General features: G+C 65.2%; 16 protein-coding genes. 9 read left to right on the forward strand and 7 right to left on the reverse strand.

What is annotated here, in order from left to right:
• The first annotated feature begins 15 nt into the window (after positions 1–15).
• Entirely contained in the window at positions 16–204 is a 189-nt protein-coding gene (locus ACOZ9V_RS14440) for a hypothetical protein (RefSeq protein ID WP_139468354.1), read from the forward strand.
• A 59-nt stretch (positions 205–263) separates the two neighbouring features.
• Here the strand turns inward: ACOZ9V_RS14440 and ACOZ9V_RS14445 are convergent, their stop codons facing one another.
• Both ACOZ9V_RS14445 and ACOZ9V_RS14450 read right to left on the reverse strand, forming a co-directional pair.
• The gene (locus ACOZ9V_RS14445) at positions 264–2066 is read right to left on the reverse strand and encodes a thiamine pyrophosphate-requiring protein (RefSeq protein WP_434591121.1); all 1803 of its coding nucleotides are present in this window, start codon (positions 2064–2066) and stop codon (positions 264–266) included.
• A gap of 213 nt (positions 2067–2279) precedes the next feature.
• Positions 2280–2969 carry a peptidyl-tRNA hydrolase gene (locus tag ACOZ9V_RS14450; RefSeq protein ID WP_139468352.1) on the reverse strand — a complete coding sequence of 230 codons (690 nt, stop codon included), beginning with the start codon at positions 2967–2969 and terminating at the stop codon, positions 2280–2282.
• 182 nt (positions 2970–3151) lie between these two features.
• Here ACOZ9V_RS14450 and ACOZ9V_RS14455 point away from each other — a divergent pair, with 182 nt between their 5' ends.
• Positions 3152–4213, forward strand: coding sequence for an alpha/beta hydrolase fold domain-containing protein (locus ACOZ9V_RS14455; protein ID WP_434591124.1), 1062 nt, complete (start codon positions 3152–3154; stop codon positions 4211–4213).
• Here the strand turns inward: ACOZ9V_RS14455 and ACOZ9V_RS14460 are convergent.
• Positions 4174–5058, reverse strand: a complete 885-nt coding sequence (locus ACOZ9V_RS14460; protein WP_181272130.1) for a YihY/virulence factor BrkB family protein — start codon at positions 5056–5058, stop codon at positions 4174–4176. The two genes, ACOZ9V_RS14455 and ACOZ9V_RS14460, sit on opposite strands and share 40 nt — an antisense overlap.
• Before the next feature lie 26 nt (positions 5059–5084).
• Positions 5085–6170 (reverse strand): AI-2E family transporter, encoded by a 1086-nt coding sequence (locus ACOZ9V_RS14465; protein ID WP_139468350.1) that lies wholly within the window; start codon positions 6168–6170, stop codon positions 5085–5087.
• A 142-nt stretch (positions 6171–6312) separates the two neighbouring features.
• Between ACOZ9V_RS14465 and ACOZ9V_RS14470 the strand changes: the two genes are divergently transcribed.
• The 4 genes from ACOZ9V_RS14470 to ACOZ9V_RS14485 all read left to right on the forward strand — a co-directional run bounded on the left by ACOZ9V_RS14470 (position 6313) and on the right by ACOZ9V_RS14485 (position 11737).
• Positions 6313–7398: a phosphatase PAP2 family protein gene (locus ACOZ9V_RS14470; RefSeq protein WP_229664202.1), complete on the forward strand. Its 1086-nt coding sequence runs from the start codon at positions 6313–6315 to the stop codon at positions 7396–7398.
• A 130-nt stretch (positions 7399–7528) separates the two neighbouring features.
• Positions 7529–9319 carry a DEAD/DEAH box helicase gene (locus ACOZ9V_RS14475; protein ID WP_181272131.1) on the forward strand — a complete coding sequence of 597 codons (1791 nt, stop codon included), beginning with the start codon at positions 7529–7531 and terminating at the stop codon, positions 9317–9319.
• Positions 9320–9407: 88 nt separating this feature from the next.
• Positions 9408–10874 carry a cryptochrome/photolyase family protein gene (locus ACOZ9V_RS14480; protein WP_139468348.1) on the forward strand — a complete coding sequence of 489 codons (1467 nt, stop codon included), beginning with the start codon at positions 9408–9410 and terminating at the stop codon, positions 10872–10874.
• The gene (locus ACOZ9V_RS14485; protein WP_139468347.1) at positions 10871–11737 is read left to right on the forward strand and encodes an NAD-dependent dehydratase; all 867 of its coding nucleotides are present in this window, start codon (positions 10871–10873) and stop codon (positions 11735–11737) included. Before ACOZ9V_RS14480 ends, ACOZ9V_RS14485 begins: the two co-directional genes overlap by 4 nt.
• A 22-nt stretch (positions 11738–11759) precedes the next feature.
• On the opposite strand, the gene ACOZ9V_RS14490 is transcribed toward ACOZ9V_RS14485, so the two are convergent.
• Positions 11760–13304 (reverse strand): SDR family oxidoreductase, encoded by a 1545-nt coding sequence (locus ACOZ9V_RS14490; RefSeq protein ID WP_434591132.1) that lies wholly within the window; start codon positions 13302–13304, stop codon positions 11760–11762.
• A 94-nt stretch (positions 13305–13398) separates the two neighbouring features.
• Entirely contained in the window at positions 13399–14439 is a 1041-nt protein-coding gene (locus tag ACOZ9V_RS14495) for a hypothetical protein (RefSeq protein ID WP_434591135.1), read from the reverse strand.
• 281 nt (positions 14440–14720) lie between these two features.
• Here ACOZ9V_RS14495 and ACOZ9V_RS14500 point away from each other — a divergent pair, with 281 nt between their 5' ends.
• The 3 genes from ACOZ9V_RS14500 to ACOZ9V_RS14510 are packed head-to-tail and all read left to right on the forward strand — an operon-like array spanning position 14721 to position 15886.
• On the forward strand, positions 14721–15179 hold the full coding sequence (locus tag ACOZ9V_RS14500; RefSeq protein WP_139468344.1) for a DUF4383 domain-containing protein: 459 nt from the start codon (positions 14721–14723) through the stop codon (positions 15177–15179).
• 1 nt (position 15180) lies between these two features.
• Positions 15181–15570, forward strand: a complete 390-nt coding sequence (locus ACOZ9V_RS14505; RefSeq protein WP_219922482.1) for an MBL fold metallo-hydrolase — start codon at positions 15181–15183, stop codon at positions 15568–15570.
• Positions 15560–15886: a hypothetical protein gene (locus ACOZ9V_RS14510; RefSeq protein WP_434591138.1), complete on the forward strand. Its 327-nt coding sequence runs from the start codon at positions 15560–15562 to the stop codon at positions 15884–15886. The genes ACOZ9V_RS14505 and ACOZ9V_RS14510 overlap by 11 nt, the downstream gene beginning before the upstream one ends.
• A 21-nt stretch (positions 15887–15907) precedes the next feature.
• On the opposite strand, the gene ACOZ9V_RS14515 is transcribed toward ACOZ9V_RS14510, so the two are convergent.
• Positions 15908–16474: a hemerythrin domain-containing protein gene (locus ACOZ9V_RS14515; RefSeq protein ID WP_434591141.1), complete on the reverse strand. Its 567-nt coding sequence runs from the start codon at positions 16472–16474 to the stop codon at positions 15908–15910.
• Positions 16475–16671 lie beyond the last annotated feature (197 nt).

The raw sequence follows: 16671 nt of genomic DNA on the forward strand, positions 1-16671 counted from the left end.
TAGGAGGTGGTCACGATGACCGGAGTCAATGAAGATTTCTACCAGCCAGCGACCCAACCTGGTGACATCATCGAAGTCGAGGACGAAGAAACCGGCGAGATGGTCAAACACGTCATCTACCTCGACGAATTCGGCAACGGCACGAAGACGCGGCCGCTGTCCGAAGAAGAACTCGAAGACCTCGACGAGGCGCCCGAGACCTGATCGCGAACCAGCCGCCCACGATGGGTTCGGCAGCGTACTCGCAGCGCGCAGAGAACTCCTCAATCATCCGAGGTCAGGCCCATGCGTGCGAACAGCCGTGCGGCGGTGGCCCGTGAACTCTGCTTGACCACCTGCCCGAGCTCGGGGTCTCCGGCCAGCAGCGATTCCGCGAGGCCTTTGGCCTGCGCGAAAGCGATGTGGGCCGGCAGCGGCGGCGTGTTGCGGTCGCAGCGGACGTCGAGGACGACCGGCCGGTCGGCGGCGAAGGCCTCGTCGAGGCTCCCGTCGATCTTCTCCGGATCGTCGACGCGGATGCCTTTGAGCCCGAGCAGCTCCGCGTAGCCGGCGTAGTCCATCGACTCGACCAGCTGGGCCGTGTCCCACCTCGGGTCTCCGGCCTCCCGCATCTCCCAGGACACCTGGTTGAGGTCGCCGTTGTCGATGACGAGGACGACGAAGGTGGAGTTCGACCATTCCCGCCAGTGGCGTTTGACGGTGAGCAGACCGTTCATTCCCATCATCTGGAAGGCTCCGTCGCCGATGGTGCACACCACCGGGCGATCGGGATGCGCGAACTTGCCGGCCAGCGCATAGGGCATCGCGGCGAGCATCGAGGCCATCCGACCCGAGAGGTTGCCCATCTGGTTCGGCCCCAGTTCGACGTGGAAGCCGTACCAGTCGGCCGTGCTCCCGGCGTCGCAGGTGATGATCGCGTTCTCGGGCAGACGTTCGTTGAGGGAGACGAAGACCCGGCGGGGGTTGATCGGGTCGGCTTCGGTCATGGCGACCAGAGTGTTCTCCTTCATCCACGCCCGGTTCTCGTCGGCGATCTTCTCCTGCCACCCGGTCTCGTGCTGGCTCAGATGCGACTGCAGGGCAGCCAGCGTGGTCTTCGCGTCACCCCACAGGTTGACCTCGGTGGGATAGCGGATCCCCAGGTGACGCGGCGACAGGTCGATCTGCACGGCACGTGCCCGGCCGGTCGGCGGCATGAATTCGCCGTAGGGATAGTTCGTGCCGACCATGAGCAGGGTGTCGCATTTCTGCATCATGTCGTAGCTCGGCCGCGATCCCAGCAGACCCAGCTGCTGGGTGTGGAAGTCGACATCACCGGGCACCACCTGTTTGCCCAGCAGGGTGGTGATCACACCAGCACCGAGGCGCTTCGCCACGGCCATGACCTCATCGGTCGCTCCGATCGCGCCCTGTCCGACGAGCATGGCGACCTTCTCACCGCTGTTGAGGACTTCGGCCGCGCGGGCGAGCGCGTCGTCGTCGGGTCGCAGGCGGTCCTCGGCGTAGCCGATGCCGGTGCGGGAGACGAAATGCTCGACCGCCAGCTCTTCCATGTCCATCGTCTGGACGTCGGCGGGCAGGACGACGACGGCCGGACCGCGGTTGGCCTTGGCCATGCGGACGGCTTTGTCGACGACGAGCTGCGCGTGCATCGGCGCGGCCACTGTCTGCACGAACACCGCGGCGTCGGCGAAGAGTCGTTCGAGGTTGATCTCCTGTTGGAATTCGGAACCCAACGACACTCGTGCCTGCTGCCCGACGATGGCCACGACTGGGGCGTTGTCACCCTTGGCGTCGTAGAGGCCGTTCATGAGATGGATGGCGCCGGGGCCCGAGGTCGAGACGCACACGCCCACCTCACTGGTGAATTTCGCGTGGGCGGTGGCCATGAACGCCGCCTCCTCCTCGTGGGTGGGTCGCACATAGGTGAAGTCCTTGCCCTCGTCCTGCGCTCGGCCCATCGCCCCGTCGAAGCCGCCGATGCCGTCGCCGGGGTATCCGTACCAGTGGTGCAGATCCCAGGCGATGAGCCGATCGATGATGAAGTCGCTGACGGAGGTCGCCATGTGCCTTCTCCTCACGAATACTCGCGTGTCGAATGTGCCCAGCCGACGTGCTGCGACGTGGCCCGGCCTGGCCCTCCAGGCTTGTCCTGGCACCGTCAGCTGTCAAGACTCCGAAGCCCCGGCGCCCGGGCCTCACCGACCATCGCCGCGGCATGTCTCCCGGCGGAGGAGATCAGCACAGAAGGGGGTGTCTTGTCCTCGCGAGCAGCGGCCTCACCACGAGGCCCGCACCGTTTCCGTCGGCCCATCAACTTCCGTGAAGCCGGCGTCGACGACGCTGACCTGCTGCTCGTTCGCCGCCCACGCGTCCTTCGTCGCAGTCTGCACGCGCAGACTGAACCCCGACTCACGCCAACGGTCCCGCACATCGTCGGGCATCTGCTCGAATGCCAGCTGCGCGGCGTGTCCGCATTGCGCGGCGGCCTTCCCGGTCGTGAGCGTGAGTTCGGGAGAGAGCTCGATCGTCACGACCGCCTCGGCGGCGGGGATCGAGGATTCGCCCTCATCCGGGAATTCGGTGCCGCCGACCTGCAGCTTCTTCAGCTCCGGTGGCAGGGGTTCGACGGGGCCGGGTGCGAAGACGAACGCCTCGGCGGGGGCGAAATCGTCGGTGCCGCCGAAGGTCACGCTCACGCACCCGAGTGCCCGTGCGTCCTCGAGCTTCTTCCCGTCGCCACGGCGCACGACCTTGCGGATCGCTCCGTCACGCCAGTATTCGACGGCCTCGTTCCAGTCCCCGCCCGGCTGTGAGCGCGGATCGTCGAGGAAGGTCACGACAGCACGAGAGGTGGCCTCGAGGACGTCGATGTGGCGAGCGATGGCGGTCTTGGACCGGCGCACGACGATCGGCAGTGACCATGGGATTTCGTGATCGGTTTCGTGCCTGCGCATGTGTTCGGTCAAGGGTTCGCTCCTGCAGTGTCTTCGGCGGTGACGGGCTGGTGTCACAGTCCCCTTCTCATAACAGCGACGGTCGGCGGATATTCCGGATCTTCGCAGGTGAGTCCTACCGTGGCCACCGCCGCTGGCCTCGCTAAGCTGGGAATCATTGCCGCCGACCAAGAATGAGGCTGATGATTCCCGGCGTGACAGTCGACCCCGCGCTCACCGAAGCGCTGCTGGCCACCATTCCTGCCGACATCGTGGCATCGATGTCGCCACAGATGCGCGAGGTCATGGCCGTCCAGGCCACTCGGGCCGACGAGTGCCGCCGAGCCGGCGAGGACTTCGCCGCTGCCTCCGGTGACCTCTCCCCTGCCGCTCGATCCTTGGCCGCCAAACGCGCCGAATACCGGGCCGAACGCGCGCTGTGGAATGAGGGTGGGCCGACCATGGCCCGCACCGATGATCACTACATCCGCACCGCCGACGTCGACGTTCCGATCCGCATCCATCGCCCCACCGCCGAGGCGGTCCTGCCCGGTCTCGTGTTCCTGCACGGGGGTGGGTTCAGCCTCGGCGACCTCGATACACACGACCGGATCATGCGCGTGCTCGCCGCCGCCGGCGGCTTCGCCGTGATCGGAGTCGACTATTCGCTGTCGCCGGAGGTGAAGTTCCCGCAAGCGCTGCACGAGTGTGCCGGGGTCGTCGACCACCTCGCCCGTCACGGTGAGGAGTTCGGCATCGACGGAGAACGTCTGGCCATTGCCGGAGACTCCGCTGGGGCAGTCCTGACCCTCGGCGCCGGTCTGCTGCTGCGCGATGAGCCGGAGACCATCGGTGCGAACCCCGAGAGTTACTCGGCTCTGCGCGCCCTCCTGCCCATCTACGGCAGCCACGGGCTTGTCGACTCGGCCAGCCGCAGGCTCTACGGCGGCGATTGGGACGGCATGGGCATCCACGACCTCAGCAACCTCCTCGGCGACTATCTGCCCACCCCCGAGGATGAGCACTCACCACTCGTCGCACATCTGACTGCCGACTTAACCGGTCTGCCACCGGTGTTCGTCGCCGCCGCCGGACTCGACCCGCTGCGCGATGACAGCCGGGCACTGGCCACGACCCTGCAGCGGGCGGGTAACGACGTCAGGTTTGAGGAGTACCCGCACGTGCTCCACTCGTTCCTCCACTTCGGTCGGATCCTCGACGACACGAACACCGTGCTTCACAATGCCGCCGAGTTCGCCGCACGTCGTCTGAACTGATTCCTGCGGTCTGCGTCACCGTCGGACTGCCGTTGCCGCTCGCGTTCGATCTCAGCGTCGAACTCGGCGCCGAGGAGCAGCGAGAGGTTGACCATCCACACCCAGGCGAGCCCGACGATCACTCCCCCGATCGACCCATAGGTGACGTTGTAGCTGCTGAAATTGTTGATGTAGAGCACGAAGCAGGCCGACACGGCAAGCAGCACGAGCAGCGCGACGAACGCACCGAGGCTGACCCACCGGAACTTCGGCTGCCTGACGTTCGGGGTCACGTAGTAGAGCAGGGCGATGAGCACCATGACGAAGAAGACGAAGACCGGCCATCTGACCACGTTCCAGATCAGCAGGGCAACCGCGCCCATTCCGATGAGCTCGCCGAGCGTTTCGGCGATAGGCCCGGACAGCACGAGCAGCAGCCCCAGAGCGGCCAGGACAATAAGCGTGACCACGGTCATCAGGAGCATGAGCGGCTTGAACTTCCAATACGGCCTGGTCTCCTCGACCCGGTAGACAGCGTTCAGGGCACGACCGAGCGCGCCGATGTATTTCGAGGACGACCAGATCGCCAGCAGCAGGCTGCCGATGAGGGTGACTCCGGCCGAGGATGACTCGGTGAGTTCGACGATGAACGGGCGGATCGCCGCGGCCGCCTCGGCCGAGACTCCGTGGACCAGGGAGAGCACCGCCTTCGTAGTCGACTCGGCTTCCCCGACCACGCCGAGCAGCGACACCATGGCGAGGATCGCCGGGGCAGCAGAGAGCAGAGCGTAGAAGCTCAGCCCGGCTGCTCTGTCGAGGCACTCGTCGTCGAGCAGACGCCGAAGAGCGCCCTTGACGATTCGCACTCGATGCAACCGTGGCCCGGCCCGTCTCAACGCTGTCCCACTCTGTAGTCTTTGGCCGCGTGGATCATCGCATTGAGAGTCGCGATGACCGGCACGGAGAAGAAGGCCCCGGCGATGCCCGCCACCGCTGCTCCCGCTGTCACCCCGAGGATCACCGCCAAGGGGTGGATCTTCACTGTGGGTCCTGTCAGCCACGGCTGCAGGACGTGGCTTTCGAGCTGCTGGACGACGATGACGACCCCGAGCATGATCAGGCCGTGCACCCAGCCGTTGAAGAGCAGTGCCAAGCCCACTGCGACCGCTCCGCCCACGATCGCTCCGACGAACGGCACGAAGGCACCGAGGAAGACCACCATGGCGATCGGCACCGCCAAGGGGACGCCGAGGATCAGTGCACCGACTCCGATTCCGATCGCATCGCTGGCCGCGACGACGAGCTGGATCCGAATGAAGTTCGTCAGCGTCTTCCAACCGGCCTCACCGGCCGCGGAGATCCGCGCATGCGCCTTCTTCGGCCAGATGTTGACGACCCAGGTCCAGATGCCGCGTCCGTCGATGAGCGCGAAGAGGGTGACGAACAGGATGATGATGACGCCTTCGATGACATGCGCCGCCGTCGTGCCCACCTCGGCGGCACCGGAGCCGAGACCGGCGGCGTTGTCCTGCAGCCACTTCCCCGAGGAATCGACGAGGTCATTGAGTTTGGCTTCGGTGATTCCGAACGGCTGCGTGGCCAAGAGCTGCTTCGCCGCGTCCAGGGTCGTCGCCACCTGCTCCTGGATCTCAGGTATCTCACTTCTGATCTGAAAGGTGATGAGGAGGACGAGTCCGGCCAACAGGCCGAGGACGACGACCCAGACTGTGACCACCGCCAACCACTTCGGCCACCGATGCCGCTGCAGGAACGTCGACATGGGGACCAGGAGGGCAGAGAGGACGAGCCCAGCCAGGAATGGAACGACGATCTGTGCGACCTGCAGTGCTACGAAGATCGCGACTGTGATTCCCGCGATGATCACCAGCAGGTATCCGGTGAAGCGGGCACCGAGTCTGAGTCCCTCGGGTATCGGGTCATCGCGATTCGGAGGCGCGTTCAATGGACCTTCTGTCATGAACCAACACTAATGCCGCGAGCCGCACAGTGGGTGGACCATTCTGTTCTGCCCCGCCGGCGCGGGCGAGAACGGGGCTCCGGTCAGCCGCCTCCGAGGAAAATCCGAAGATGTACTAAAAGTGAATTACTACGGTGTTCCGATGACCAGATTGCGACGTTGGCCCTACACCTTTGCCATGGTGCTCGCTCTCCTCGTCGGAGCGGCCGCCGTGTTCTCCTCCCTCTTCCTCGATCTCCCGCTGCGGGACCCCGACGGATTCCTCGGCCCCTCATACATCCGTCTGCCTCTGCTGGTTCTCGGATTCATCGGCGCCGGGCTAGTCGTGGAAACGGTGAGGCGAAACGGGTGGCGAAATCTGCCGACGTCGGTCGTCGACATCGCAAAGAAGGAATGGAACACCCACCGGCTGCTGTGCATCGGCGCCGGACTGCTGAGCTTCTACGTCTGCTACGTCGCCTACCGCAATCTCAAGAGCGTGCTGCCGGTGTACCGCGAGGGCACCCTCTTCGATCAGCAGCTGTTCCGCCTCGACCATTGGCTCGCCGGCGGGAACACTCCGGCCGTGCTCCTGCACGAACTCCTGGGCACCGGCATCGCGGCGAACCTGCTGTCGATCGCCTACCTCGCTTACCTGCCGCTCATTCCGATCAGCCTCGGCGCGGTCCTCGTGCTCAATCGCAGACTCGCCGTCGGCGCTTGGTATACGACGATGCTGAGCCTCAATTGGGTACTCGGCACAGTCAGCTACTATCTCCTGCCGTCGGTCGGTCCCGTGTTCAGCCACCCGGAGGTCTTCCGGGCGCTGCCCGACACCGGAGTCAGCGAGCTCCAGGAATCCCTCATCGACACTCGCCTCGACTACCTCAGCAACCCGATCGGAAGCGATTCCATCCAGGGTGTCGCCGCATTCGCTTCGCTTCACGTCTCCGTCACCTTCGCCGCAGCACTGTTCATGACGCTGACGAAACAGCATCGCGCCGTCCAGGTGTTCACCTGGATCTTCTTCGGTGTGACGGTCGTCGCCACGCTCTACTTCGGATGGCACTACATCCTCGACGACATCGCGGGCATCGGCATCGGCTGGGCGTCGGTGGCGCTCTCCGCATGGGTGACCGGGCACCGCCGAGTTCGCCGACGGCCGGTCGCCGCAGTCTCCGAGCCTGATTCCGTGCCCGCCGCGAAGCCCGCGGATTCTGTCTCACGCGCCGCCGGGGCTATACTGTAATCACTTGCGAACCCGATTTCGGGTTCCCTGCGTCGTCAGGACGCCTCGACTCTGCAGCTGGGTGATAGCACCCGCGCATTTCCGAAGCCGTTTTCTCTCGGCGATCGAGAGCGCCGACAGCGCTCATTCCATGACCGGAAGCGGCTGCCTGCCACCTATTCACGGCACCGGCACGCCCTCCGGCACGTCGAAGGGCCACCCCATCACTACTTCACAGACACGCACCAATCCCCGCAGCACCCGCACCCGCGGAGGCAGCACACGCAACACCACCGCAGGCAGCACCGGCAATCGCGCGAAGAAAGCCACCCCGGCGCCCACCTCGTTCGCCGAACTCGGTGTTCCCGCCAAGCTCGTCGACTCCCTCGACCGTGAGGGCAAGACCCAGGCCTTCCCGATCCAGCAGGACACTCTGCCCGACACCCTGGCCGGCCGCGATGTGCTCGGCCGCGGAAAGACCGGGTCCGGCAAGACCCTGGCGTTCTCCATTCCGCTCGTCGCCCGCCTGGCCGAATCCGGCAAGGGTTCGCAGAAGTTCCGCCATCCGCGCGGGCTCGTCCTTGCTCCCACCCGTGAGCTCGCCACGCAGATCACCGAGGCCATCGATCCGTTGGCCAAGGCCGTGGGCCTGCGGACGACGACGATCTTCGGCGGCGTCAAGCAGCGTCGACAGGAGGTCGCGCTCAAGGCCGGAGTCGATATCCTCGTGGCCTGCCCGGGTCGCCTCGAGGACCTGCTCCAGCAGGACATCCTCACGCTCGAGAACATCGAGGTCACCATCCTCGACGAGGCCGACCACATGGCTGACCTCGGGTTCCTGCCCGGAGTCACCCGAATCCTCAACCAGACCCCGGCTGAGGGACAGCGGATGTTCTTCTCCGCCACCTTGGACAACGACGTCGACAAACTCGTCCGTCGTTTCCTCCACAACGAGGTCCTCCACTCCGTCGACGAGGCGACCTCCCACGTTTCGGCCATGACCCACCACGTGTTCGAGGTGTCGGTCGACGACAAGAACGAACTCGTACACAAGCTCGCCTCCGGCACGGGCCGCCGCATCCTCTTCACCCGCACGAAGCACCGGGCCAAACGCTTCGCCCGCCAACTCACGGCAGCCGGTATCCCCGCGGTCGACCTGCACGGCAATCTGTCGCAGGGTGCGCGCGACCGCAACCTCGCCGCGTTCACCGATGGCGAGGCGAAGGTGCTCGTGGCCACAGACATCGCCGCCCGCGGCGTCCACGTCGACTCCGTCGAGCTCGTCGTCCACGTCGATCCCCCGACCGAACACAAGGCTTACCTGCACCGCTCCGGTCGCACCGCACGTGCCGGCAGCGCCGGTGACGTCGTCACGGTGATGACCGCCGAAGAGCGCAAGGACACTCAGATCCTCCTGCGCAAGGCCGCCATCAAAGCGACCCCGCAGAAGGTCACCGCAGAGTCCCCCGAGGTGACCGAGCTCGTCGGTGAGATCGCCGAATACGTCGCCCCGCAGCCGAAGGAACCCGTCCAGCCGCGCAGGAAGACCGAACCTTCCACGTCGAATGGTCGTTCATCCCGCCGTCGCCGAGGTGGCCGTGGCGGACGCGGCGGAAGCTCGGGTCGCGGTGACGCCGGCAGCGACCGCAGCCGTGAGAACTCGGACGCCACCGGTGGCGGTCGCAGCGGCGAATCGCGTCGCAGCGAGAGCGGCGGCCGCGGCCGGGGCGCCGGGCACACCGGCGAGAGAAATCGTCGTCGCGAGAACTCCCGCGGCGGCCGCTCCGGCAATGGCCGCTCGGGCAGTCAGCGCGCGGAATCTTCGGGTCGTCAGCCGAGCAGCCACCGCGCGTCCGAATCCCGCGGCACCAGCCCCGAGACTCGTCGCCGCAACCGCACCCGTGCCGGAGGCTCGCAACAGGTCTACTCGACCAGCAGCTGACGTCCTCACAATCCAATAACCCTGCTTGGCTACTACACTTTGGTGTAAATGCCGACTGGGCGAACCAGCTGTGAGAGGAGTCTTGCCGATGAGCCACGACCGCGATTCCCTCACCCTCGTCTGGTTCCGCGACGACCTGCGCGTCGAGGACCACGAGGCCCTGACAGCGGCCTGCGGCGACGGGCAGGTGATCGGCCTCTGGATCAGAGAGTGCCGCAGCGACGACGGCCTGGGCCCACGCCCGTTAGGCGGGGCGGCCCGGTGGTGGGCGCACGAATCGCTGCGCGTCCTGGAGACCGAACTCGCACAGCTCGGCATCCCGCTGCTCTTCGCAGCAGGCTCGGCCGCCGACATCGTCCCGCAGGCGGCTGCGGACCTGAAAGTCGATGCTGTGCGCTGGTCGCGCCGTTATGCGCCGGCTGCACGTCGCCTCGACGCGCAGATCAAGACGGACCTGGCTGATGCCGGTCGTGCCGTGCACTCCCATACCGGCGCGCTGCTCGTCGAGCCTTGGACGGTCAGCCCTCAGGGCGGTGACTTCTACAAGGTCTTCACGCCGTTCTTCAACGCTGTGCGCGATCGCAGCGTCGGCGACAGCCTCCCGGCGCCGCGCACACAGAGTTCTCCGACGAAGGCCCAGCGACAGGCTTTTGCCGGGCACTCCTGGGTGCGCGACCTCGACGATCTCGGTCTTCTCGACGGGACCGACACGGGCTCGGGCAGCTTCGCCTCGGCGAGGACTCCACAGTGGTGGCGGACGACCGTGGCCGGGCATTGGAACCCCGGGTGCAGGGAAGCGGCCCGTGAGCTCGACTGCTTGAGCGACGGGCTCGACGGCTACGCAAATTCTCACGATGTCCCCGCAGACCCTGACAGCACGTCAGGCCTGTCGCCGCGACTGCGCTTCGGCGAACTCTCCCCCCGCCAGCTGCTGGCAGCGGCCCTGGACATACCGGAGGTGAGGGACGATGATCGGCAGGCATGGATCCGGCAGCTCTACTGGCGGGAGTTCTCCTGGCACCTGACCTTTCATCTGCCGGCCGTCGAATCCGAACCGATGCGACCTGAATTCGCGTCCTTCCCCTATGAGGACGACCCCGAGGCACTCGACCACTGGTGCAGCGGCACGACCGGGATCGACCTCGTCGACGCCGGCATGGCTCAGCTGTGGCAGACCGGATGGATGCACAATCGAGTGCGGATGGCCACGGCGAGCTTTCTCACGAAGAATCTGCTGCTCCACTGGTGGCACGGCGAGCAGTGGTTCTGGGACACGCTGGTCGACGCCGATGAAGCCAACAACCCGGTCTCGTGGCAATGGGTGGCCGGGTGCGGAGCCGATGCGGCTCCATATTTTCGGATCTTCAATCCCGAACGCCAACGTGAGCGTTTCGATCCCGACTGCGAGTACGTGGGCAGGTGGTTGGGCCGCGGTCCGGGCGGTCTCACTCGGGCGGAACGCTCGCAGGGTGATCGCGAGCCGATCGTCGATCTCAAGGCATCGCGTCAGGCGGCATTGGCCGCCTATGACCGGATGAAGAGTGAGGCGAAATGAGCACGACGAACGGTCGCAGGATTCTCATGGCCGGGTGCGGAGACCTGGGCACACGGCTGGGCCTGCGACTGGTCGACCAGGGGCACCGGGTGATCGGACTGCGCCGACGCGTCGCCGAACTGCCCGACGCCTTCGAGACGATCAGTATGGACCTCTCCGGATTCGGAGCTCCCGGTCGCGATAGGGTCGATGCCGCGGACCGCAGCGATCCGCGACTGGACGCACTCGATGCGGTCGTGATCACTCTGACTTCGGACGAACCGACTCGGACCGGATACGAACGGGCCTACCTCCACGGGCTGAGAGGTCTCGCCCGCGTGCTCGGGTCACAGCCGGGCCGAGTCGTCCTGGTCTCCTCCACGCGTGTCCTTGCGGAGGACCCGACGCGTGTGATCACCGAAGACGCTCCACTCGCCCCAGGGTCCGGGCCGGGTGAGGTCCTCGCTGCGGCCGAGTCCGAGGCGGCCGAGCTCTTCGACCACCTCACGATCGTCCGCCCGGCTGGTATCTACGGACCTGGCCGCACCCGCCTCATCGACTCCGTGCGACGCGGGCAGCGGTTCAACCATCAGCGGTGGACGAACCGCATCCACCGAGACGACCTCGTTCGCGGCCTCGAGCACTTGGCACTTGCCTCGGAACCGCCGGACCTGGTCCACGCTGTCGATTCGCTTCCTGCTCAGATGGGCGACGTCGCCGCCTTCATCGCCGGCCGCCTCGGCGTGCCCGTCCCCGGCCATGCCGACGACGAGAAGCCGAGCGGCAAACGGATCGACGGAACTCGCTTCGGCTCGCTCATGGGCGAACTCAGCTACCCCACGTACAGGCACGGCTTCGCTTCGATGCTGACGACAGCCCCCTGATCATCAACAAAACCGGGAACGTTCAGGCTCGGCGCCGCGCCTCGGCTGCGATGTTCTTCGCCATGGCGGGAAAGATGAAGCGATGAAACGGGGCGACGAGGGCCCAGTAGATGCGGCCTCGCACTCCAGTGGGGATAAAGGTCGCCGTCTGGTGATACTCACAGCCTTCGACTGAGTCTGTCAGAGCGAATTCGAGCCACGCGTGACCGGAGACCTTCATCTCGGCGCGCAGCAGAAGACGAGAGTTCGGCTCCAGCTGTTCGACTCGCCACCAGTCGACGGGATCGCCGATGCGCAGGCTGTCGGGCAGCCGTCGGCCCCGGTTGAGGCCAGCGCCTCCGACTGCTTTGTCCCAGATCCCACGAATCTTCCATGCCAGCGGCCACGAGTACCAGCCGTTGGTCCCACCGATCCCCTCGAGCACAGGCCACACCTCGGCGGCGCTGACACCGCTGATCGTCGTCGACCGTTCATCGGTGTAGATGCGCCGGCCGGACCACTTCGGATCACTGGGCGACGGCTGGGCCGCCTCGTCGAGCTCTCCGGCGTCGGCGTCCCAGTTCGTATCCACGGCACCTTCGATTTCACGGCGCAGGGCGAGTCGGACGGCGTCGGCGAACCCGATGAGCCCGGACTCGGGCGGCGGAATGACCGCGTCGACGTCCTGGTCCGAGGCCACAGCATCCTCCTGCAAGGATTGGACGAGCGGCAAGGTGAGGCTGAACGGCAGCGGGGTGACCAACCCGACCCAGATGCCTGACAGCGTCGGTGCGGGAAGAGGCAAAGCGATGACGTGGCGGGGCTTGAGCCCTGCGACGGCAGCAAAGGTACGCATCACGTTCGCATAAGTGAGGATCTGACGTGAACCGATATCGAAGGACCGGTTGACCGCCTCCTGCACATCGGTCGCGGAGAGAAGATAGTAGAGAGCGTCACGAACCGAGAGCGGCTCGACACGGTTGGACACCCAGTCTGGTGCCGGCATCCAGCGCAGGGTCATGGCGAGGTGGCGGATCATCTCGAACGAAGCCGATCCGGAGCCGATGATGATGCCGGCGTTGAAGACGATCGCGTCGACTTCGGAGTCGAGCAGAATCCGTCCGACGTTCGCTCGTGAACGCATGTGCTTCGAGAGCTCACGTCCCTCCGGATGGAGCCCTCCGAGGTAGACTATGCGGCGCACGCCGGCAGACGCGGCCGCGCTGGCGAAGCGCCTGGCCGCTTCGGCTTCGGCTGCCTCGAAGTCCCCGCCGGAGCCCATGGAATGCACCAGGTAATAGACGGTCTCGATGCCGCCGAGGCTGTCATCGAGACCGCCACCGGTGTCGAGGTCGACGGTTCTCACGTCGACGTCGGCTGCCCATGGAACCTGCTTGAGCTTCTCCGGCCGCCGCACCCCGACCCGAACCCGGTGCCCGGCCTGCAGCAGTCGGGGCACAAGGCGACCGCCGATGTAACCGGTCGCCCCGAGCACGAGCACGCGTCGCGGGGTGCGGGTTTGGCGGATGACTTCGTCGCCGAGCGACTTCGGGCCGGGCGGGGTCGAGCGTTCCGTCGGGCGATTCATCAGGAAATCCTTCCGGCCTGCCGAGATCGGCTGTCACTGACCAACCATACACATGTAACCCATTGACTACTGCCGACCATCGTATAGCTGCTGCTCAGTCCGCCAGCGCAGCGCCGACGTCGTAGCGGAGGATCGCAGCTATGCCGTCGCTCATCGGATCGTGACTGAGACCGACCTCAGCTGAGGACAGGATAGCCGCGGAGACGATCTCCGCTTCTCCTGCTGAGGCCTCGGCATCATCGAGCAGAAGGACCGCCGCTGCTCCGCGTTCCACTGCCTTTTCGACTTCTGCTCGCCCTTCGACCGCACGGCCGTGTGCTTTGCTTTCGCCCAGACGCTCCGAGTTCTCAGCCTCTCGTTCTTCGGCGAGCCTCGTCACCAACGTCCTGATGGCCACGTCAATCGCCTCTTCGGCACCTTCGTCTCCATCGCCGCCCTCGGAGATCTCATGAAGCATCTCCTCGGCTCGTGCCGACAGCTCAGCCTTGACGGCGGTTCTGCCCTGCACCTCTCCGGCCAGAACGAGTGCGTCCGACGCGTGGTCGGTGATGAGACCGTCGACGAAGTCGGCGACACTGCGTGCATTGTCCTTGATGATCTCGTCGACACGGCGCCGGATCTGGTTGTGCGAGTATGCTCCTCGCCGCGGCTTGTTGATGTCTTCGTCGTTGTCGCCGGTGACGTGGACCGACTCTTTCTCGGTGCGTTCGCGATCCGGGGTTACGCTCAGCTCACGAATGGCCGCTCCGTCCTGGCCGGCGACGACGAGGACGACATCGAACTGTCTGCACTCCTGTCGGAGAAAGGCTCCAAGCTCCGGCGCCTCGCCGTAGTGGGCCGAATCTCCTTCTCCCAGCGCCGCGTCCCAGTGTTCGTCCAGCAGAACTCCCTGTGAGTTCGCGACGATGGTCCGACCGTCTGTGTGCACCTCGGTGGGTTCGTCGGCGAGGATGATCGCATCGATGGACTCGAGGAAAGACTCCTCTGCCCCGCTTTCGGACAGCTGGTCTCGCAGCTCCGACCACCGCAGGCGCAGCTGCGTATCGGCATCGGCTGATGGGGTTCGTCCTTCAAGGTAGACGGTGGCATATGGCCCGCCGCTCTCGACGACCGTGCGCAAGTGATTGTGGTTCATCCCCTGTTCCTCCTCGGCATCAGTGTTCATCTGTCGGAATCCCGATGGATTCCGCCGCGTTCTGCGCGATCCTCTCAGCCTGGCATTGTGCGGAGACCCCTGTAAACAGTCTTGACAATCCGTGTCAGTCGCTTTAGCTGTCCGGGCCCTCTACTCGTGCACACGCCTGTTGTCTGTGAGTCACCTGCAGCTGTTGAGGGGTGTGGGGCCTCAATCTAACGTGGACCGCAATCTGACCAGTTCGTCAGCAATCTGATCACTTCGTCAGTCGAGGAGGCATCATGACCGCCGAAAAGCCAGGGCCAGACGTTCCCCATGAGCGTGGTCGCCCGATCCAGTGGGCGGCTCTCATCGTCACCATACTCTTCCTGGCAGCCGGCATTCTCGGGTTCATCCCGGGAGCGACGACGAACTTTATGTCGATGCGATTCGCCGGCCACCATTCGACCGCGCTGCTTCTGGGCCTGTTCCAGGTCTCGATCCTGCACAATATCGTCCACTTGCTGTTCGGCATCGTCGGGGCACTCGTCCGTCGGTCCCCCGCCGGGTCGTTCCATTACCTGCTGTGGGGCGGAATCGTCTACGCCGTCCTGTGGATCTACGGGCTCGTCATCGGTGCGGAATCCGCTGCGAATTTCGTTCCCCTCAACACTCCGGACAACTGGCTGCATTTCGGTCTGGCGATCGTGATGATCGGCAGCGCCCTCGTTCTCAACCGCCGACGCTTCAAGGATCGCTGATATGTCCCTCACCGAGGTTGCAGAAGGCATCCATCGCATCGACGACGCGTACGTCAATTGGTACATCGTCGAAGACGAGGAAGGCCTGACTGTCGTCGATGCCGGTGTTCCCACCTCATGGCGTTCGCTCAGGAGGGCCCTCGATCGACTCGGTCGCGGGCTGGAGGACATCCGAGCTCTGCTGCTCACGCACGGACACTTCGACCACATCGGCTTCGCCGAGCAGCTGCGCTCGGAGGCCTCCGTCCCCGTGTACGTGCACGACAACGATGTGCCCTTGACCCGGCATCCGCGTCAGTACGGCCGGAACCGCCCGCTGACGTGGTATCTGCTCACCCAGTTCAAGGCACTGCCCATGGTCACAGCTTTCGTGAAGAATCGTGCCTGGTGACCGCGCCCAATCGAAGAGGTCACGCGCATTCGCACCGCAGAGCTGGACGTGCCCGGTCGGCCACTGCGCCTTCCACTTCCCCGAGAGGGACACGGTCATCGCCGGTGATTCACTTGTCACGCTCAACCCGTATCGCGGGACAACAGGGGCCCAGATCGTCTCCAGTGCTGCCACCGCTGATCCCGACAGGGCTCTGGAATCGCTCGATGCCCTCGCCGAGACCGGCGCCCGCACCGTCCTCGTCGGACATGGCGAACCGTGGACCGGCGGAGTCGAACGCCTGGTGAGATCGGCTAAAGCCCGCGGCCCGTCGTGAGGGCTGAATCGTCGGCAGCCGTCAGGATTCGCGTCCGGTGAGCTTATCGCGCAGACGGTCGACCATTCCGATACCAGGGCCGACACTCTTGTGGAAGAGTTCCGAGTGCGGCGCGTTCGGGTGGGGTCTGGTCGGAGCCACTCTCTTGGCCGAAACCACCCTCTTGCCCATGTCGATGAGCTGATCCTGCGGAATGTGCTCCCTGAGTTTCGGGAACTGCTCGTCTTCTTCGTCCCGCGCGTGATGATCGAGCAACTGCTCGAACTCGATGACCTTTTCGAGGAAAGCACCCTCGGTGACGTCGAGGTCTTCGAGCTCCTTCATGACTCGGACAAGCTCTTCGTGCTCTTCTTTGTCGTGCTCGACCTCGTCTTTTCCGCCCGGAACGTGCTCTTCGATCGACGGGTAGACGATCATCTCTTCGGCCACGGAATGCCGCATCACCTCGGCGATGACGGTATCCGCGATTTCACGTCGCTCGTCCAGATCCTCGGTCCTCTCCACCTGCCGAAGCAGGTCGAGCATGTCCCTGTGATCGGCTGTGAGCATATCCACGACATCGGTGCCGCTGGTGTCGGCGAGAGTCATTGTGCCTTCTCCCTGTCAGATGTCCCCTCGGCAACCGGCGCGATGGCGTCATCGCAACCCGCGGCGCCGGGGAACCGGCGGTGTTCGGACCGTCCGGTCCGATGTGACTCGACCATATTGGCGCGACGGTCCCTCGTCCATAGGCCGCATCGCGAAAGACTCATCGTTCGGTGCATCAGATTCTCGTTCGCGAACGC

It is taken from the genome of Brevibacterium sp. 1718 (assembly GCF_051131255.1).
Classification (GTDB): Bacteria; Actinomycetota; Actinomycetes; order Actinomycetales; family Brevibacteriaceae; genus Brevibacterium; species Brevibacterium sediminis.